The organism is Peribacillus sp. YIM B13482, assembly GCF_042787975.1.
Lineage (GTDB): Bacteria > Bacillota > Bacilli > Bacillales > DSM-1321 > Peribacillus > Peribacillus simplex_A.
On record NZ_JBHZPF010000044.1, the window covers coordinates 1 to 19,870 of the forward strand.

The window sequence follows — 19,870 nt, forward strand, 5'->3', positions numbered from 1 at the left end:
GACGAAGGAATGAGAGGGCAATTGACCCGTTGAGACATGGGAGGGAAAGCCTCCAGGGACGGCGTGGAGATGTGCATTATATGGTAAAATATGGAGTTGTAGCTGACTCCTTTATTTAACTATGCCTTCACGAAGCCAAAATGATCTAATCTCATTCAATTACCCGGAAATCTAATTACAAGGGTTATGAAATCCTGCGAATAAGTGAGCATTCGAGAGATATTTGCTTCAAACTGAGGGAGTTCAATGGGATGGGAATATTTTCATGTTTGAAATAGATATTTTTTCGCTTATGCTGAAAAAAATGTGATTATAGGCGGAAAGAAGTGAATTTATGGATAAAAGATCGTTTATAACAATATTTATTATCTATGTTGTTTTGGACTCTATGAAAGATGTAGAAATATCGAATATGTGGATACTTAACCAATTAATTAAATTAATTGTCTGTTTCACAGTGTTTTATATTTTTGCATTTATTTGGAACTTTATTACTAAAGAAAAATTTTAAAAGATTAAATCATTTACCTAAAATGCATAGGGAGACAATGAACTAATGAGTGCTTTAGTTCAATAATAGGAGTTGCTGGAGGCGCCTTATATCTCTTATTTGGAGGCAACATGACCGATTTAGCACAATCAACGACTACTTTATTAGCTTAACTAACATATAGCCCTTTATATATAATCACTGTAATAATTGCTCTTGGAGTACTTATTTTCTTACGAAGTGAAAAGGGTTGCTTAATGTTTTTATATAAAATTTGCGCTGTAGGTTACATTATCATTTATCTCCTAGCTATTTATTTTTATTTGATAAACCCGAATTGATGAACAGTTTGTGTCAACATTACAATAAGTCTTATAGAACTAACGGGTGCGTTAGTTCAACATGAATAGTATTTAGTTTACGCAACTCGATAGACTTATATATAATAGATGAAAACCATTAGGAGTTGACTTTATGCTTAATCGGATTCGAAATAAATCGATCCCCGCACAAGAAACGGTAGAAGAAGTAGATAATATCTACGCTATTTTACCTCCGCCAGGAACCATTATCGAAGAGGCAACTGAAGAAGAAATGGAAAAGGCAGCAGAGCTTGAAATTAGACATATGGCTTTCATGAGGTTGCAGGAAATGAATATACAATTCGACGGTTCGTCATATAAAGAACTATTAAAAGAGTTTCAAGATTTTGAAACCGATTCGAGTAAATTTTGGAGAGGTGTAGCAAGCCGTTTATCCGTTCCGTATGAATGGCCAATCAGAATTGATTATGCAAACGGCCCTATTTATATTGGTGAACACGATTTATATGAAGAAGAAGATAATGAAGATTGATGTTAAAATTTAGGCTTGGCATAGTCGAATAGTTTCATGTATTAGTTAGTAATGTATGTTAAATCGATTTTAGAGTGTTGACCAAAAGGGTTAATGCTCTTTTTGTTTACGAAATTAGCTGTATAGTGATGTAAGTGGATTTTTTCTTCTAGTTGAACTAACGGGTGCTTTAGCTGAAGATCTGAGCTGCCTTTAAGGCAGCCTTTTTTATGCAACTAACGGGGCAGGATAGTTCCAAAGAGAAACAGTTACCCCAACAGTAATCTAAATTGAAGTAATAATAACAAATTAGGGTGAAGGAACAAATAAAATGCATAATTTCTGCAATTTTTTGTGATAGGATATCGGATAGACTAATTTTTAGGAGGAATACCATGGAACGAAAATTTCTTACAATGGCTGTTTTTTCACTAATCATTTCATTATTCTTAGCAGCTTGTTCTAAAGATGGTTCAATGGATCATGGAAATATGGACCAAAACTCAAATGAAAAACAAACAGATACAAACCATGATAGGATGAATCATGAGGATATGACACCCTCTTCCCAAAAAGACAATACAAACGTAGAATTTTCCTTTAAAGAAAATCCTGAAAGTGGCAAACAAATACCATTAGACATTAAGGTAAATAATAAGGATGGTAAACCAATTAAGGATTTTGAGGTTGAACACGAAAAACTCATGCATTTAATAGTGGTTAGCAAAGATTTATCCTATTTTGACCATATTCATCCTGAATATAAAGGGAACGGTTTATTTACTGTAACTCCAAATTTCCCTTCTGGTGGAGAGTATAAAATTTATGCCGATTTTACGCCTAAGGAAGGTTCCAAAACGGTAAAATCGAATGTCGTGACAGTAGCAGGAAACAAAGCGAAGACTACACCGTTAACAGAAGAAAAGGAATTAACAAAAGTAGTTGATGGTAAAGAGGTTACTTTAAAGTTTGACCATTTGATGACTGGAATGGATTTGACGATGACATTCACGATTAATGATGCTAAAACGAAACAGCCTATCACAAATTTACAACCTTATTTAGGGGCAGTAGGGCACGTTGTAGCAATTAGTGGCGATACTGAAACTTATTTACATGTTCATCCAATGGACGAAAAGGCAACTGGTCCAAATGCTAAATTTATGACGAGTTTCCCTAAGAGTGGTCTCTATAAAATTTGGGGACAATTCCAACAAAACGGAAAAGTATTTACCGTTCCGTTTACCATAAATGTACCGAAATAAAAAGATCCTTAGGGCCTTTTGGTCTTATGCGTTAAACTTTAATTCTTAAACTGACTAGGTGCGTTAGTTGAGATCCGTGGCTGCCATTTGGTGGCCTTTTTGCTTAATGAACTAAAGGGGCAGGATAGTTACAGAACTTTTTATATAATAAAAACCTGTGTTAAAATAGGTGAAAATTGGGTGGTGTGAAGATGTTCTCATTCAAAGTAGATAATCAAATAGAAATTGAGTTACTTCAACAGCAGCACAAAGAGGAATTATTCAAATTAGTAGATAATAACAGAGAACATTTACGAAAATGGCTACTTTGGGTTGATAAAAGAAAATCTGCACAGGATTTTGAGCCTATCATACCCATATGGATAACCAATTATGCCAATAATAATGGTTTTGATGCTGGCATTAGATATAATGGAGCATTAGTTGGAATGATTGGACTTCATTTTATTGATTGGAAGAACAAATCTACAAGTATCGGCTATTTTTTGTCAGAAGAAGCACAAGGGAATGGAATAATAACTAAGAGTGTAAGTTCATTAGTGAACTACCTATTTAAAGAGTTGGATTTAAATAGAATTGAAATTCAGGTTGCAGTTAATAACCTAAAAAGTATATCTATTCCACGAAGATTGGGATTTGTTCAAGAAGGAATTAAACGGGATGGACAATGGTTATATGACCATTATGAAGACTTAATTACATTTAGCCTATTAAGAAGTGATTGGGAGAAAATCGAGTAGATTAATCTAAAATAAGGTTATATACTGCATCCTTAATGAACTAACGGGTGCGTTAGTTCATTAAAAGATAAAAGGAGAGTACATATTATACATGGTTAATTGTGCTCTCCTTTATTCATTAGGTTTTTTTATAATTAAGGTCTTGATAACTTAAGTTCCGTTATAAAATCTTCGCCCTCGTAGGGTTGCTCTGCTTTGTGCAATAGCATTGGAGAAATAAACAAAGTTACCACCTCAAGATAATTGTAGCATTAAAAACTCCATATTCTCTGAGGTAGGTAATGGAAAAATTTAAAAGTGAAAAGAGTGCTTAAGATTAACCTTAATCTTAAGGTAAAAAAAAGAGAGGCGAAAACGAATGGCAGAAAGACTTATTAGAGAAATTAGGGAGACAGTACATTGAACAAATGGATAATTGTCGTAACTTTAATAAAAAATAAAGAGATGACAAAAAATCACTTTTGTATACGTTTTTATCAGAAATAGTTATACAAATAATCTTTAAATGAAAGAATAGCTGATCTGTATTACTTTTGTGCATAAGCTTTAGTAAAACAACCTCTAAAAAATTAGTTTTCACATTAAATGATATAGAAAGTTCATTTAAAAGTAGTTGACTCTTACAAGAAAAAGAATCCTGAAGGATATAGAGGATTCTTTTTTGCAGGTCTAATATATTAAAGGTATATTCATTCTATGGCTATACAAAAAAATTATTCTATAATTTTAATTACTCTACAAGGATTGCCCACCGCAATAACATTAGCTGGAATATCTTTTGTCACAACACTCCCTGAACCAATAATACTATTTTCACCAATAGAAACCCCCATATTGATAACTGTATTTCCTCCAACCCAAACGTTGTTAGCAATATTTACAGGTGCAGCTATCTCGTAACCTTCTTTTCTAGCTTGTGGATCAGTTGCATGATTTACAGCGTAAATTTGAACTCTCGGTCCAAGCCAAACATTGTTTCCAATCGCTATTTTACCACAATCTAAAATAATACAATCGAAGTTTGCAAAAAAGTTGTCTCCAACCTCAATATTATAACCAAACTCACAACGAAAATTAGGCTCAATAACCGTATTTAACCCTCGTTTTCCTAACAATTCATCTAATACGACATTGCGCTTATTCCGATCAGCATCTGTAGTTAAATTATATAGCCGTGTCAGCCTTTTAGCATGCTCTCTTGACCTCACTAATTCATCATCGAAACCACAATAAGTTTTTCCTAATTGCATTTTTTCTTTTACATTCACAAACAAACACCCCTTCAAATTAGAATAAGTTTGTATTAATTTTTAGCCTAGCAATCCTTATTTTCTTTTATTCTCAAGAAATACATTTAAGTGCTGAAAAAGCTACATTAGAAAATATATGATATTTTTACTATTAATGTCAACTATGTATTTTAAAAGCCTTTTAATTTTTATAATCTAGTTAGGGTTATTAACTATCTTAATTATGTGATGAACTTTTATTGATAATTCAAAGGGACTTTCAATATAAATCTCCCTACTTATTTAGCTTCTTTTAATATGATTTTGGCCCCATTCACACATACAATCTAGTACATTATTCAATGATTTCCCATAGTCACTTAATGAATATTCCACCTTTGGGGGAATTTGATTATAAACAGTGCGATTAATAATTCCATCAGCCTCCAATTCCCTTAATTGTTGTGTTAGCATTTTTTGCGTAATATCAGGCATTGCACGTTTAAGTTCACTGGTTCTTTTCTTTCCATTCATTAAAATACATAGTAAGACTACCTTCCATTTCCCACCTACTATTTCAAGAGTTGCTTCAATGGGGAAATTATACTTTTTCATAAACATCCTCCTTATAGGTACTTAAAAGTGCCTAAAACACTTTAAAGTACCTACTTTTATTTTAATTTTATATCATACATACTAACACATGTGGAAAAAAATTGATTTTTAGGAAAAGGGAGTTTTTTTATGAAGAACCTGGTAATTGTTGCGCACCCAAATATCGAAGAATCACGTATCAACAAACGTTGGATAGAAGAACTAAAAAAGTACCCTGAAAATTTCACAATACATGAACTGTATAAACAATATCCTGATTGGGATTTTGACATTGAACACGAACAAAAGTTGTTAGTAAATCATGACCGTTATATTTTCCAATTTCCCTTCTATTGGTATAGTTCACCACCATTATTAAAAAAATGGTTTGATGATGTTTTAACATATGGATTTGCCTACGGATCAAAGGGAGATAAACTTCATGGAAAAGAATTTAGTTTAGCCATCTCTGCAGGTGTATTAGAACATGAATATCAAGCTGGTGAGGCTAATGAGTATACAATGAGTGAGTTAACAAAACCTTTTCAAGCATCCTGTCTTTATACTGGTATGAAATTCTTACCTACATTTGCTCTATATGGTGCCGAGCATAATGTAACAGATGAGGAAATAGAAGAAAGCGCAAAAAAATATGTAAAACACCACATAAAAAGATTAGAAGAATTGTCAAAATAACTAATTTTCCATCTATACATATGGAATCTGTTAACTAACGGTTTAATTAACTTTTGAAACATACCATAATGATTTGGCGAGGTGAGAATTTGCAAATTTCACAACAAGCTTTACTACCAAATACGAGTAAACAATATGACACTCCATTAATTACAGGGGTGAGAAACTATATAGATGGTAATTATCTACAGATGCATACCCCTGGTCATATAAAAGGAAAAGGCCTGGATGATGAATTTAAAACATTTTTAGGACAAAACACATTAGATTTCGATTTAGTAGGAATCCCCCCTCTAGATTATTTGCGTCACCCAACTGGTATTATTCATGAAGCACAGAAGTTGGCTGCAGAAGCTTTTGGAGCAGATTATACTCTTTTCAGTGTTCAAGGTACTAGTAGTGCTAATGTGGTCATGATTATGAGTATTTGTAATCCTGGGGATAAAATTATTGTACCTAGAAATGTTCATGCATCTATTGTCAGTGGACTCATCCTATCTGGAGCAATACCCATTTTTATCTCTCCTGAAATTGATTCTATATATGGAATTTGTCATGGAATTAGTCTAGAAAACATTAAAAAAACTTTGGAAGAGCATCCAGATACTAAAGGAGTTTGTATAATCAATCCAACTTATTATGGGGTTGTAACAGATTTGCAAGCAATCATAAAATATGTACATTCAAAAGGAATTCCTGTAATTGTAGATGAAGCTCAAGGATCACATGTACATTTTCATAAAGAATTACCTATATCGGCTATGGAAGCTGGAGCAGATATAGCTTCTTCAAGTATGCATAAAATGGGCGGTTCTTTTACTCAAACCAGTATTATTAATGTTCGTGAGGGATTAATAAATTTAGATAGAGTAAAAGAGAACTTTTCTTTAATTACCACTACAAGTGCATCTTATATATTGATGGCTTCCATAGACGCTGCTCGTAAACAACTAGCAATAAATGGCGAACAACTATTAGATCGTGCCATAACACTTTCTCGTACTGCAAGAAATGCTATCAATCAAATATACGGCTTATCTTGCTTAAAACCAGAAGATTTAAGTGGAACAAGCTCAAGTTTTGCTTTAGATGAAACCAAACTGTGCATAAATGTTACTAAATGGGGCGTAACAGGAAGAGAAGTTGAAAATTTTCTGAGAAACGACTATAGAATTGAAGTTGAGCTTTCAGATGTAAATAATATACTTTTTATTATTACAATTGGTCATGATGAATTTGATATTGAACAATTGATACAAGCATTAAGTTCATTAGCCAGTCGATTTAAGGACGGATCGATACTAGTTGATCTTGAACGAATTGCAAAGAGCAAAGGTGCTATAAGAGCATTGACACTACCTATATTAGCCATGACTCCTAGGGAAGCATACTTTTCAAAAGTCAAATATGTAGACTTAAATGAAACCATTGGGAGAGTAGCTGCTGAGTCAGTACTTGTCACACCACCAGGTATACCTGTTCTTTTACCAGGAGAAGTTATTACTAAAGATATTACAGATTACTTAAATTACTGCATTGACTTAGGACTTTCTGTACAAAGTAGCAATGGTTTACATGCTATTAAAGTAATTGATGATAAATAAACTATATTTTTTCGAAAAATAGGAGAGATTTATTATGACATTTCAAAAACAATTTGACACAATTGTAGAAAATCACATCAACTCACTTACAAAAGATTACTTATTAGTACTTCAAGAGAAGTTTAAAAATGAAGGATTAGCAATGATGAATGATATGTTGCCTCAACCTTTAATTGCAGCTATGTCTGCTGAAGCAAAATATCTTCTTTCAGAAAATGCAAAACGTCGTGATATTACTATTAAAGCCACAGGTAATACGCCTCGTAACTTCAATGTAGTAAATCAGGATAGTATTGCTGAAAATGGTAAATTGATCCCATCGTTCTTTAAATCTGAAGTGATTTTAAATTTCTTAACATTTTTGAACAACAATGAACCGGTTCACCGTATCCCATATAAGCCAGAAGAATTTATCATTAATAATCAGCAAAAAACAGGTGATACACACGGATGGCATTGGGATGATTATACATTCGCTTTAATTTGGGTTATTGAAGCTCCTAATGAAGGTGAAGGTGCTTTAGTTGAGTATGTACCTGACACTGTTTGGGATAAAGAAAACCCAGAATCTGGACTGAAGGAAGTTTTAGAAAATCGTGAAATTAAAAGTCTCTATGTCCCTCAAGACCACTGTTACTTTATGAAAGCTGGTACTACATTGCATAGGGTTACACCATTAAAGAATGATTCCCGTCGTACGGTTGTAGTTTTCAGTTACGCCTCCCAAGAAGATCTAGCTAAAAATATTTCTCATGAAACTATGGGAGAAATTTATGAAAACAGCAAGGATTTAGTTGGAGTTTAAGTTTTAAATAAGCTGGACATCTTTAGAGCCGGAGAGCAGAATTTTATTCCCTCCGGCCTTCTAGTAGCCTCTGTAAAATTCAGAGTGTTCCAATATATACAGATTTGTTCTGTATTGATTTAGACTGTTTTAATAAATTTTTTAAAGAGATTCATATTATTTTTATCTAATCTCTAAAGGTTTATGTTATCTCTATACGGGGGAAATTATGAGTTCTGAAAGAGCAACTGTAACTTCGAGTGCAGACAATGCAATCCATAAAACCAATGAACATCCCACAAACACATTAAAAAAAACATTAGAAACAAGACATCTTACTATGATTGCTATTGGTGGATCAATCGGAACAGGTTTGTTTATTTCTAGTGGTACGTCTATTCAAATGGCAGGACCCGGTGGAGCCTTAATTTCCTTTACTTTAATTGGAATAATGGTTTATTTACTTATGATGAGCTTGGGTGAGATGGCCACATTCTTACCCGATTCAGGATCATTTAGTACATATGCTTCTAGATTCGTAGATCCAGCTCTTGGATTCGCTCTTGGATGGAATTATTGGTTTACGTGGGCTATTACAATAGCAGTCGAGTTGTCTGCTTCTGCTATTATAATGAAATTTTGGTTCCCATCTGTTCCGGGAATTGTATGGAGTGCTATTTTCTTAACCATAATATTATTACTTAATTACTTTTCTACACAGTCATTTGGAGAAGCTGAGTTCTGGTTCTCGCTAATTAAAGTAATAATAATTATAGTTTTTTTATTAATAGGACTACTTACCATAATTGGAATTATAGGTGGAGAATTTATTGGTTTTAAAAATTTCACCATAGATGAAGCTCCCTTTCCATCTAATGGTTTTAGTATCCTATCGGTTTTTATGATTGCAGGATTTTCTTTTCAAGGAACAGAGTTAATTGGAGTTGCAGCTGGAGAGAGTAAGGATCCTAAAAAAAATATACCTAAAGCCATCAAGCAAGTCTTTTGGAGAATTTTACTTTTCTATATTTGTTCTATTTTTGTAATTGGGTTGCTCATTCCATATACACACCCTTATTTAATGAATGTCAATATTGAAAATGTCTCAATGAGTCCTTTTACAATAGTCTTTGAGAAATCTGGTCTTGTATTTGCTGCGTCAGTAATGAATGCTGTGATATTAACATCTATTCTATCAGCTGCCAATTCTGGGATGTATGCATCTACTCGAATGTTATGGTCTTTAGCTAAAGAGGGAAAAGCTCCAAAATCACTCATGAAATTAAATAAAAATGGTGTACCAATCAATGCTTTACTTGTTACCTCCTTAGTAGGTATGCTTGCTTTTCTTTCTTCCTTTTTTGGTGAAGGAAAAGTATTTATGTGGTTATTAAACTCTTCTGGTCTTTCCGGCTTTCTAGCCTGGATAGGTATTGCATTAAGTCATTATCGATTTCGCAAAGCTTATATAGTACAAGGAGGACATATTAGTAATCTCCCTTATAAAGCTAAGTGGTTTCCCTTCGCTCCTATTGTTTCAATTATATTATGCATAATTATTATAGTGGGGCAAGAATATGAGAGCATTATGAAAATGGAGATTTCATGGGCTGACTTATTCACGACATATATTAGTGTCATTTTATTTGTATGTATTTGGTTTGGTTATAAAATAAAATATAAAACTAAAATTGTCGATCTTAAGAAATGTGATTTCTCTTAAAAGTGTTTAAGAGAGCTTATGGCTATAATAAACTGCAAAGATTTTAGTCTTCTTTTGATAAAGTTGTGTATTTACCTATATGAAACAAAACTATTATATAAAAATTAATATCTAACTATAAATATTGTAGTTAATTAAGAATTTACTATATGTACTAAGTAAGCCATTAATAATTCGAAAAATTCAAACTTAGGAGGAATTTAATTATGTTACTAATTGGAACAGAAGTAAAACCGTTCAATGCAACAGCTTACCATAATGGTGATTTTATCGAGGTTACAGAAGAAAACCTAAAAGGTAAGTGGAGTGTCGTTTGCTTTTATCCAGCAGACTTCACATTCGTATGCCCAACTGAGCTTGAAGATTTACAAAATCAATACGCAACTCTAAAAGATTTAGGAGTTGAAGTATATTCTGTTTCAACAGATACTCATTTTACACATAAAGCATGGCATGATAGCTCAGAAACTATCGGTAAAATTGAATACATTATGATCGGTGATCCTACACGTACAATCTCTAGTAACTTCAACGTGTTAATTGAATCAGAAGGTCTTGCTGCTCGTGGTACATTTATTATCGATCCAGACGGTGTTATCCAATCTGTTGAAATTAATGCAGACGATATCGGTCGCGATGCAAGCATCCTTGTTAACAAAATTAAGGCATCACAATATGTTCGCAACAACCCAGGCGAGGTTTGCCCAGCTAAATGGCAAGAAGGTGCTGCAACACTTAAGCCAAGCCTTGACCTTGTAGGTAAAATCTAAGAAGTAAAATTTAAGGAGTAAAATGAAAATGGTACTAGATGCAGATATCAAAGCACAATTAGCCCAATATCTTCAACTGATTGAAGGCGATATACTACTTAAAGTTAGTGCAGGATCTGATGACACATCTAAAGAAATGCTAGGTCTAGTAGATGAATTAGCAACTATGTCATCAAAAATCAAAGTAGAAAAAACAGAATTAGAAAGAACTCCAAGCTTTAGTGTAAATCGTGTCGGTGAAGATACTGGAGTAACATTTGCCGGTATCCCCCTAGGACACGAATTTAATTCACTAGTATTAGCTTTACTACAAGTTAGTGGCAGAGCTCCAAAAGTTGAGGAAAAAGTAATTGATCAAATTAAAAGCATTCAAGGTGAATATCGCTTTGAATCTTATATCAGCCTAAGCTGTCATAACTGTCCAGATGTTGTGCAAGCACTGAATTTAATGAGCGTTCTTAACCTTGATATTACACATACGATGATTGATGGCGCTTCATTCAAAGAAGAAGTAGAAAACAAAGGCATCATGGCAGTACCAACTGTTTACTTAAATGGTGAATCATTCGGAAGTGGTCGTATTACACTTGAAGAAATCCTTGCGAAACTGGGTAGCAGTCCAGATGCATCAGAATTCATGGATAAAGATCCATACGATGTTCTTGTTGTTGGTGGCGGTCCAGCTGGTGCAAGTGCGGCAATTTACGCAGCACGTAAGGGTATTCGCACAGGTATTGTTGCTGAGCGCTTTGGTGGCCAAGTAATGGATACAATGGGTATCGAGAACTTTATCAGTGTAAAACACACTGAAGGTCCTAAGCTTGTAGCAAGCCTTGAAGAACACGCAAAAGATTACGACATCGACGTAATGAACTTACAACGTGCGAAGCGTTTAGAAAAGAAAGACTTAATCGAAGTAGAGCTTGAAAACGGTGCGGTTCTAAAGAGTAAGAGTGTAATCGTTGCAACAGGTGCTCGTTGGCGTAATGTTGGTGTACCAGGTGAAGCTAAATTCAAAAATAAAGGTGTAGCATACTGCCCACACTGTGATGGTCCTTTATTCGAAGGAAAAGACGTAGCAGTTATCGGCGGTGGTAACTCTGGTATTGAAGCAGCAATTGACTTAGCAGGTATCGTAAAACACGTAACTGTTCTTGAGTTCATGCCAGAACTAAAAGCTGATGATGTATTACAAAAACGTCTTTACAGTTTACCTAACGTAACTGTATTAAGGAACGTTCAAACAAAAGAAATTACTGGAACTGACCAAGTAGAAGGTATTTCTTACATCGATCGTGAAACTGGAGAAGTTCATCACATCGAATTACAAGGTGTATTCGTTCAAATCGGTCTTGTACCAAATACAGATTGGCTAGGCGACACCGTTGAACGCACTCCATTTGGTGAGATCGTTACAGATAAGCACGGTTCTACAAACGTACCTGGCGTATTTGCTGCAGGCGACTGTACAAATAACCCATACAAACAAATCATTATTTCAATGGGATCAGGAGCAAACGCATCTCTTGGCGCATTTGATTACCTAATCCGAAATTAATAAACTGAAATGATAAATTGTTTTACCCTGCTAACTTCTTCGTTAATTCGCAGTATAAACAATTCAATATCTTTCAATTTCCAAAAGTCGCTATACTATCGGCAGGTAGTATAGCGACTTTCTTCTCTTCGGGGTAGCGTCAGGTTATAAATAAAAGCTAATCGCAAACCTAACTGAAAGTGAAAACATACCCTTTACCATATAAAAACACTACTTTTTTAAGCAATGTGATGCTGAGAAACGCTCTACAGCGAAATTAAATTCATTTTGGCTTACAATTACCTATTTGATTTAAAATACATAAGATCTCTTGCCTAGTATAAAAGTATTTCTGGTCCCATTAAAAATAACCCTTAGTTTGTGATTTGTTTTTGTTATCTATAAATCTATATAAGAATGTTCGAGCAACATCAGTTTTATCGCATATCTCTTTTACCGTCAATTTCTTTTGTTGGTATAAGTCATAAGCATATTCAAGTTTTGCCTGATCTGTTTTTGGACGTCCACCAAGCTTTCCTCTGGTTCTGGCTGCTTTTAATCCTGCCTGTGTTCTTTCCGATATGATATCTCTTTCAAGTTCTGCCATACTAGCCATCTTTTAAAAGATGAAACGGCCCATGGCTGTTGAAGTATCTATATTATCTTGGATGGATATAAAGTCTACTCCTAATTTTTCAAATTCCGTGAAAAATAATTTGTATAAACTGCCATATCATCACCTATTCACTTGGGGTACCAAAGGGAATCCTATATAAATTAAATGTAAATATAAAAACACTGGACTGTTGAGCTCAGCAGCATCAAAAACAGCTTTTGAATTTTCTGGATGCTATTCAATACTGTACGTCCAGGGATTCGGATTTACCTGAGCGACTATATCCCCGGTTGTTGGATACAACAAATAATTAAACTAATAAGCCAGTAGAAGCACTCCTTTCGATTCTCACTATTTTAAATAATTTTATAATATTCCATGAGGATACCACCTATAAACATCATAAAGAAAACAATTGAAGTGATTATACAAAGTTTTTTAATTTTCTTTGTATTAACAACCAGAAAACCTGCCATAAACACTAGAGCCATAATGGCACTTACTGCTGTTAATACATAAACTAATTTTTCCAAGAGACACATCCTAATTTTTTTATACTCCCTTCCTTATTTTTCATTATTTGCTGACAGTATATACGCTAGAGATGTGAATTTTATTGTAGCTTAGAAACATTAACTAACCATCCATTTAGGATGGTTTTTCTCTATTCATTTGAATGCAACTCGGTTAGTGCAAAAGGAAAAACCGAAATCTCACTTATGTAAAAATAGGCTTTACTCTATTGAGATTGTGAAGGTTTCTACTTAAACTATCGGGGTAGGATAGTTCCATAACACAAATTGGAAATATATGTGGTAATATGGGGAGAAATATATTAAAGTAGGTAATTTATTTTGGAACTCTTTACAGAAAAATTAATTCTTATATCTCTATTTATATTTATTATCCATTCTATCGAAACACTTGCATATGCAGTCAGATTATCTGGTGCAAGAGTAAGATTGTTAGCTTCAGCTCTATCCTTATTTAATGTGATGGTTATGATTTCTCGATTAGCGAATATGATGCAGCAACCATTTACAGGGAGCCTGGTTGATAATGCTCCAAAAGTAAATACACTAGCGTTTGTTGAAAACCAATATAGAGTCATTATTGGTTCATCAACATTAGGAACAATTATAGGTATTCTTTTACTTCCTACTTTTATTGCAATCTTTTCAAGGGCTATTGTTTCTTTAGCTGAAGAAAGAGGTTCTATTCCATCTTTGATAAAAAAGGGGTTAACTTTCGAATACATTAAGCGTGGGATAAAACACATTCATTTACCAAGGTTTTCATACTTAAAGGATATTAGATTGGGGGATATTCCTATAAGATTGTTCTTAATTAATATGGTAATAACTGCAATCTATACGATTGGAGTGTTATCAGCGTTATATGCTGCTTTAATAGCTCCAGAAAGAGCAACAACAGCTATTATGGCATCGGGTCTTATAAATGGAATAGCTACAATTTTACTTATAATTTTTATTGACCCTAAAATATCTATTCTTGCGGATGACGTAATAAATCAAAAGGGAAGTTACCTTAATCTCAAGAGTGTATCTCTTATGATGGTTACTTCTCGTTTATTAGGAACGATACTAGCTCAAGCATTATTTATTCCAGGGGCAGATTATATTGCGTGGTTTACTAAATTTATTGTCTAATAATTAACTGATTTTTTTAATGAACTCCCATGAAAATTAAAAAAGCTCAGAATCCAGAAAAAACTACAACAAAATAGACCCAGTAAAAACGCTTTCTAAAAAAAGGCTGAGCCTTATGAGTGATCTGATTGAGTTTGGTAAATCGTTAAACAAAAACCTCCAATTATAGCAAATTAAGTAGAGGCTAGCGCGACGACCAAAAAAGGATTAATCTCCCATGAGTGCTACCCATAAAGGGCGCGACAGTCGGTGGTACACCGTGGTTGTCGGAGTCAGACTAACGGATGGGCTCAAAGGCACCATAGTTCAACGACCTTCTTCGCCAGCCATTAAAACATTATCGACATAGAGACCAATTTTCATTCTCTGTGGTGAAGCGCTGATTTTTGCCGCTTCATGGATGGGAACGGGTGCGTTAGCTGAAGATCAGAGCTGTCTTTAAGGCGGTTTTTTCTTTATGCAACTATCGGGGCAGCATTCCTGTTAGAAGGATGTTCGGGGTCTTGAAAGAAAAAGAGCCCTCTTGTATGATGCATGAGTGTCAACGACCATTGACAAAAATTAATAAAGTAACTGAAAATACACTCGTTGTTGGTATGGATATTGCCAAGCGTGTTCATTACGCTTGTTTTGTTGATGGATGAGGGCGCGTGATAGAAAAAGCCTTCGCAGTACATCAAACGGTGAAAAAATAGAGCCCGATGGTCATGGTGGATTGGCAAACAAAAGCAAGTATTAAGTACACTTTTCCGAACGGGACATTTTTTTATAAAATCACCTACTTTTAACGTCCGTTAAAGTATGGATACAAGTGGGGAAATAATATCAATTGTTAAAACGAATGATCCGGAAAGGGGATGTTCTTTACATTCATTCACTGGATCGTTTTGCGGAACAAGGATGAAACCCTTAGATTCTAAGACTAAGTGTTTTTATTTGTCAGATTGACTTAAGGTTGTAAATGAGAAAGGTGTCACGATTGTTTGCTTAATTGGCTAGTAATTTTGTTCTTAGTTTTGACATTTCTTTATCCATTAAAGAAGAAGCTTTGGCAAGCTCAATTAGCTGCTTTTGAGCATCCTCAGGTATAGTCTCGCCTTGATATTTATAGTTTAGTTTATGCTCGGTGGATGCCCAAAAATCCATAGCGGAAGTACGAATTTGTATTTCTACAGGAACCCATATTATTTCGTTGGATAGGATGACTTGGGTTTCTACAATCAGGTGCAAACTTTTATATCCGCTCATTTTCGGGTCCCGAATATAATCCTTTACGCGTATCATTCGAATGTCTTCACGTTGCTCGATATGCTCCTTCAACAAATATACGTCATCAATAAAACTTGTGACAATTCTAACACCCAAAATATCTCTTATTTCATTCCTCACCGCTTCTTGTGTTAAAGGAATTTCTTTTCTTTGTATTTTCTCCACCAAAGAGCTTAATTTTTTCATGCGTGCTTTCATATGTTCAATAGGAGAATAGCCATGTTGTGTTTTCCACTCTAAGTCAATAACCTTGAAATCACTTTCTAATTCATGTAATGCCATTTGGTAAGGTAAAAAGAAACCCCTCCAATTGTCTAATACTTTTTGGATAACCTCGATTTTCTTCTTTTCTTTCAGCATGTCCACAGCCCTCCTGTTATTACTCTGTTATCATAACCAAGATACCATAAAAAAGACAAACAAAAAAATACGAAAATTAATCAAAAGTCAACTTCAGGAATGGATCGACTGCCTTCCCATCTATATCAAGGCTTATTGTGTCCATGAAACATACTAACTCCACTTTTTAGAATCGGAAGAGGTTAAAAAAACCATTAAAGATGATGAATATAAAATCATTGTCTATAGTAAAGATAAGCAGCAAATAAATTAAACATTTCTTAACTCCATACTAATGTAAACTAGCAAGCTTATTTATAAAAAAAAGCTATCCTATTACGTTAGCTTAGGAACGGAGCTATCTTTAAGGCAGCATTTTCTTTATTCAAACTATGGGGGCAGAATAGTTCAAGTTCCATAGTTTATTCGAACTGTGCAACATAATCATTTGAAAATTACTTTGGAATATTTTTTGATTTACTACGAATCCTAATTTTAGGAGGCGACAAAAATGAAAAAACAAGAAAAATCAAAAAATCTTGGCCAAAAAGCCGATTCAATGAATGCCTTGGATCAAGGGTTAAACTTGTTTCCACAAATAGTTAATAACGCTACTGGTATTGACAAGGGGAACGACGGTAAAATAAATAAAAATGATTAAACTGAACGCCTTTTTTGGGGCGTTTTTCTATCTTTTCTAATGATCTTCTCCATCCTATACTCCCTCCTTCACTTGTCAACTCAACAATAAGTCTTATAGATATCAGGAGCGTTAGTTGATTAAAGAACACAAAAATGACTAATCCTTTTTTAGATGACTAATCCAATTAAATAGTAGAAGGGCATGTTTTGATCAATCCTTTTTCAAAACATGCCCTTCTATTAAAGCTACACCTAACTCCAAAAACCGAACGAATTTTGCCTTCTAGTATTTAAAAATTATCAAAAAGCTTGGACTTAATGGTGTTACAGGCTACAATTAATCCTGCAAATCAAACTGAATATAATCAAGGTTGTAGGAACCTGGCCTTGTGACCTTTACTGTAAATACGTGAGTACCTTTTTTTAGGTAGCGGTACTCCAAATTCTGAAGTTTGAATGCACGTTTGTGAGTTGTATTTTTCAGCTCGATCTCCCCGCTTGTTTCGCCAGCCCAATCCAAGTTGATGGTGCCAGCCGGGGTAGATGCTGCAGAAACTCTGCCGGAGATTTTATATGTTCCTGACTTCTTAATATTCACTTTGTATTTCGCCCACTCGCCATCCATGTTATGGCTTACTGCAATAGCTCCATCGATTTCGCAAACATCAATTGAATCTTGATCGGCTGTATTACAGCGGTTGGCGTCCTGATCAAAATATCCGGTACCTTGTCCACCGCCAAGAGGGTCCTCAGCTTGAACCCGAACTGTACGGTTTCCGGTATCGTACTTCCAGTTTCGCATGTTGCCTCCATTACGCCAGTAATCAATAGCTCCAATATTGTCAGTCTGCATCATATTAAATCCAAGCTTTGTTACTGCCTTCCATCCAAGATTTACATCTCTTAGTGAAGCCTCATCTGTGTATTTTGCAGCAAGGCCATACCACATTACATTCACTAAGACCCTGCTATTTTTCTTGATTTGTTTCACCTTCTCTGGCTGAATCTGCGGATCTGCAAGATCATCAAAGACAATTTCATAACCGACCGGCTGACGGCCCGGGAACGTTCCTACAGTGTTGGCGCTGTCATCAAGGATAATGTGCATATATAGGATTTCTGGATCTTTTGCCATGAATTCGGCTGCTTCTTCAACATTTGGGCTGCCTTTAAACAGACCGTGATCTACTGTGTCGGTTTTAACGAGAACCTCGTACATTTTATCCCGGATCTCCCAGCCCTTATCCAGGTTTACGATTGCACGGTCCTTTACTGCAAGCATGACCTCTTTAAGCGTTGGAATTTTGTGCTTGGTGAGCGCTGCCGTCTTACCTCCGAGACCTTCCTTAAGGCGAAGATTCTTAATTTGAGCCAGTGTGAGGTCAGAAACCTTTCCCTTGCCATTGGTAGTACGATCAACGGTCGTATCGTGCATTAATACAGGTACACCATCAGCCGTTAGCTGGACATCTATTTCTACAATTTCGGCGCCATCTTCAATAGCCTCATTGATTGCTGCAAGCGAGTTTTCGGGATATTCACGCCATTGGCCCCGGTGAGCCAGGATCATGAGTGGTGCATCTTCACTATGGTCGAGCAATTCTGCGTGAATCTGTTCAAAGGACTTGCCTTCTTGGACAGCAATCGGACTAGAAGCGGTTGCTCCTGCTTGCTGTACCGGTACTAAGACAGACGCTAGTAACCCTAATAAAAATAATTTTTTTAGCTTCATTATTGTTAAAACTCCTTTCAATTTTTAATCAATTAAAGGTTGTTTTAATATTTTTACCCCGCCCCCCCCGACATAGTTATTGGATGCATCCACTTTTACAGTTTCATTATACTTTCACTATGTAATTAAATATTATAATTAGACAATTTTTTACAAATATTCACATAGGTTTTACAAAGTTGCCATTTGCTATCCTTGTTGGTTTAGTCAAAGGATTTAGGAAAACCGAGAGATGGTGCAAAAACTATAAAATTTCTAGTGAGCGATGAAACAGATTGAATTACATGTCAGATTATTCATTTTAGAAGGTGGATTTACTAGAACCTTTTTGTTGTATTAAATTCCAGGGATTGCACTTAAACTAACAGGTTAAGATCGGAGCCTGTCTTTAAGGCAGTTTTTTCTTTATTCCTATCGGGGCAGTAGTTGAGTGAATAACAGAGTTTCAAAGGGCAGAGATATATATAAATGGAGAATATTTTATTTATCAAATAAAAAGAGGCTAATTTGATGAATGTATTACTTATACAAGTTTCTGATGTAGAAATTACTTCGGAATGGTATGTAAGTAAATTGGGTGCGGAGTTAAGCTATAGAGATGAAGACAAACCCAATTCTTAAGGTACAATAGGTATCAATGAAGATATTCCTCAAAATATATGGAAGAATACAATATTAAAAAATTACAAGTACAATTAACAAGTAAGACATAATCAAATTGTTATTAATGAGGATCAGTTAAAAACAAAAAAAAATGAAAAATTCAAAGATACTGGTGGGGAGATAAAAACCGGTATAACAATTCTCATACTGCAGCCAGTGTTTAGCACAGCGTAATATAGCTGCAGGTGGAGCAATAACTGCATTGGGAATGCTTGGATTTGGACCGGGTGTATTTACAGGTGTTGTAAGTGGGCCTATGGGGGGACTCGGTTAGAGAATGGATGCACATAATGAAGGTAAAGGTGGAACACTTTTTAGTTACTTGGGTATAAGTCTTTACTGTAGTATCAAGATAAGGATTATTTATGAAATATACACAACAAATTTTTTTAATAATGATGATTATATTAAGCATATTTTATTCTCTAAAGTATGCTTAAGAGGTCAATGTCTATTATGTTATTGTTCTTATTAGTAACGGTTACTTTAATATCTATTATAACTTTCACTATACTTTTATAGATTGAAAGTAAGTTTAGGATTTTTGAGCCGAAGGAAATTCAAAGTGCCATTTTGCTATGGGGGTCGGATGCTTAGGCATCATATGAACATTTGGATGCAAAACTTGTTAACACAACACCTATTTCCAACACCACCAAGTTAGTGAAAACCA

Annotated in this window: 18 protein-coding genes and 1 pseudogene; 13 read left to right on the plus strand and 6 right to left on the minus strand. The window is 34.7% G+C overall.

The window, feature by feature from the left end; all coding sequences use genetic code 11:
- The first annotated feature begins 964 nt into the window (after nt 1–964).
- The 3 genes from ACFX4L_RS18510 (at nt 965) to ACFX4L_RS18520 (ending at nt 3,329) form a co-directional block, all read left to right on the plus strand.
- Nucleotides 965–1,345, plus strand: a complete 381-nt coding sequence (locus ACFX4L_RS18510; protein WP_063574997.1) for a hypothetical protein — start codon at nt 965–967, stop codon at nt 1,343–1,345.
- 374 nt (nt 1,346–1,719) lie between these two features.
- Nucleotides 1,720–2,589: a hypothetical protein gene (locus ACFX4L_RS18515; RefSeq protein WP_318688511.1), complete on the plus strand. Its 870-nt coding sequence runs from the start codon at nt 1,720–1,722 to the stop codon at nt 2,587–2,589.
- Nucleotides 2,590–2,780: 191 nt separating this feature from the next.
- Nucleotides 2,781–3,329 carry a GNAT family N-acetyltransferase gene (locus tag ACFX4L_RS18520; RefSeq protein ID WP_377405855.1) on the plus strand — a complete coding sequence of 183 codons (549 nt, stop codon included), beginning with the start codon at nt 2,781–2,783 and terminating at the stop codon, nt 3,327–3,329.
- 713 nt (nt 3,330–4,042) lie between these two features.
- On the opposite strand, the gene ACFX4L_RS18525 is transcribed toward ACFX4L_RS18520, so the two are convergent.
- Together ACFX4L_RS18525 and ACFX4L_RS18530 are read right to left on the minus strand one after the other, a co-directional pair.
- Complete coding sequence (locus ACFX4L_RS18525; RefSeq protein ID WP_377384995.1) at nt 4,043–4,597, minus strand: sugar O-acetyltransferase; 555 nt, start codon at nt 4,595–4,597, stop codon at nt 4,043–4,045.
- 264 nt (nt 4,598–4,861) lie between these two features.
- Nucleotides 4,862–5,179: a winged helix-turn-helix transcriptional regulator gene (locus ACFX4L_RS18530; RefSeq protein WP_377384993.1), complete on the minus strand. Its 318-nt coding sequence runs from the start codon at nt 5,177–5,179 to the stop codon at nt 4,862–4,864.
- A gap of 123 nt (nt 5,180–5,302) precedes the next feature.
- Here ACFX4L_RS18530 and ACFX4L_RS18535 point away from each other — a divergent pair, with 123 nt between their 5' ends.
- The 6 genes from ACFX4L_RS18535 (at nt 5,303) to ahpF (ending at nt 12,287) form a co-directional block, all read left to right on the plus strand.
- Nucleotides 5,303–5,848, plus strand: coding sequence for an NAD(P)H-dependent oxidoreductase (locus tag ACFX4L_RS18535; RefSeq protein ID WP_377384991.1), 546 nt, complete (start codon nt 5,303–5,305; stop codon nt 5,846–5,848).
- A gap of 89 nt (nt 5,849–5,937) precedes the next feature.
- Nucleotides 5,938–7,452: an aminotransferase class I/II-fold pyridoxal phosphate-dependent enzyme gene (locus ACFX4L_RS18540; protein ID WP_377384989.1), complete on the plus strand. Its 1,515-nt coding sequence runs from the start codon at nt 5,938–5,940 to the stop codon at nt 7,450–7,452.
- Nucleotides 7,453–7,486: 34 nt separating this feature from the next.
- Nucleotides 7,487–8,257: a HalD/BesD family halogenase gene (locus ACFX4L_RS18545; RefSeq protein WP_377384987.1), complete on the plus strand. Its 771-nt coding sequence runs from the start codon at nt 7,487–7,489 to the stop codon at nt 8,255–8,257.
- Nucleotides 8,258–8,465: 208 nt separating this feature from the next.
- On the plus strand, nt 8,466–9,959 hold the full coding sequence (locus ACFX4L_RS18550; RefSeq protein ID WP_081109050.1) for an amino acid permease: 1,494 nt from the start codon (nt 8,466–8,468) through the stop codon (nt 9,957–9,959).
- A 206-nt stretch (nt 9,960–10,165) separates the two neighbouring features.
- Nucleotides 10,166–10,729 carry an alkyl hydroperoxide reductase subunit C gene (gene ahpC, locus ACFX4L_RS18555; protein ID WP_377384985.1) on the plus strand — a complete coding sequence of 188 codons (564 nt, stop codon included), beginning with the start codon at nt 10,166–10,168 and terminating at the stop codon, nt 10,727–10,729.
- Between the two features lie 28 nt (nt 10,730–10,757).
- Complete coding sequence (gene ahpF, locus ACFX4L_RS18560; protein WP_377384983.1) at nt 10,758–12,287, plus strand: alkyl hydroperoxide reductase subunit F; 1,530 nt, start codon at nt 10,758–10,760, stop codon at nt 12,285–12,287.
- Between the two features lie 340 nt (nt 12,288–12,627).
- Here the strand turns inward: ahpF and ACFX4L_RS25415 are convergent, their stop codons facing one another.
- Nucleotides 12,628–12,873: a helix-turn-helix domain-containing protein gene (locus ACFX4L_RS25415; protein WP_483878236.1), complete on the minus strand. Its 246-nt coding sequence runs from the start codon at nt 12,871–12,873 to the stop codon at nt 12,628–12,630.
- Between the two features lie 365 nt (nt 12,874–13,238).
- The gene (locus ACFX4L_RS18570; RefSeq protein ID WP_377384981.1) at nt 13,239–13,415 is read right to left on the minus strand and encodes a hypothetical protein; all 177 of its coding nucleotides are present in this window, start codon (nt 13,413–13,415) and stop codon (nt 13,239–13,241) included.
- Between the two features lie 321 nt (nt 13,416–13,736).
- Here ACFX4L_RS18570 and ACFX4L_RS18575 point away from each other — a divergent pair, with 321 nt between their 5' ends.
- From ACFX4L_RS18575 to ACFX4L_RS18585, 3 genes and pseudogenes are all read left to right on the plus strand, one after another.
- Nucleotides 13,737–14,552 (plus strand): lipid II flippase Amj family protein, encoded by an 816-nt coding sequence (locus ACFX4L_RS18575; RefSeq protein ID WP_377405858.1) that lies wholly within the window; start codon nt 13,737–13,739, stop codon nt 14,550–14,552.
- A gap of 503 nt (nt 14,553–15,055) precedes the next feature.
- The gene (locus ACFX4L_RS18580; protein ID WP_377384999.1) at nt 15,056–15,196 is read left to right on the plus strand and encodes a hypothetical protein; all 141 of its coding nucleotides are present in this window, start codon (nt 15,056–15,058) and stop codon (nt 15,194–15,196) included.
- Between the two features lie 179 nt (nt 15,197–15,375).
- Nucleotides 15,376–15,466, plus strand: a pseudogene (locus tag ACFX4L_RS18585) (recombinase family protein); the annotation flags it as partial.
- A 73-nt stretch (nt 15,467–15,539) separates the two neighbouring features.
- Here ACFX4L_RS18585 and ACFX4L_RS18590 read toward each other — a convergent pair.
- Entirely contained in the window at nt 15,540–16,181 is a 642-nt protein-coding gene (locus ACFX4L_RS18590; RefSeq protein WP_377384977.1) for a GTP pyrophosphokinase, read from the minus strand.
- Nucleotides 16,182–16,671: 490 nt separating this feature from the next.
- On the opposite strand from ACFX4L_RS18590, the gene ACFX4L_RS18595 reads away from it, so the two are divergent.
- Entirely contained in the window at nt 16,672–16,821 is a 150-nt protein-coding gene (locus tag ACFX4L_RS18595; RefSeq protein WP_167555960.1) for a hypothetical protein, read from the plus strand.
- 318 nt (nt 16,822–17,139) lie between these two features.
- Here ACFX4L_RS18595 and ACFX4L_RS18600 read toward each other — a convergent pair whose 3' ends face one another.
- A complete protein-coding gene (locus tag ACFX4L_RS18600; RefSeq protein ID WP_377405860.1) occupies nt 17,140–18,372 on the minus strand; it encodes a glycerophosphodiester phosphodiesterase family protein in 1,233 nt (410 codons plus the stop codon).
- Nucleotides 18,373–19,870: the final 1,498 nt, after the last annotated feature.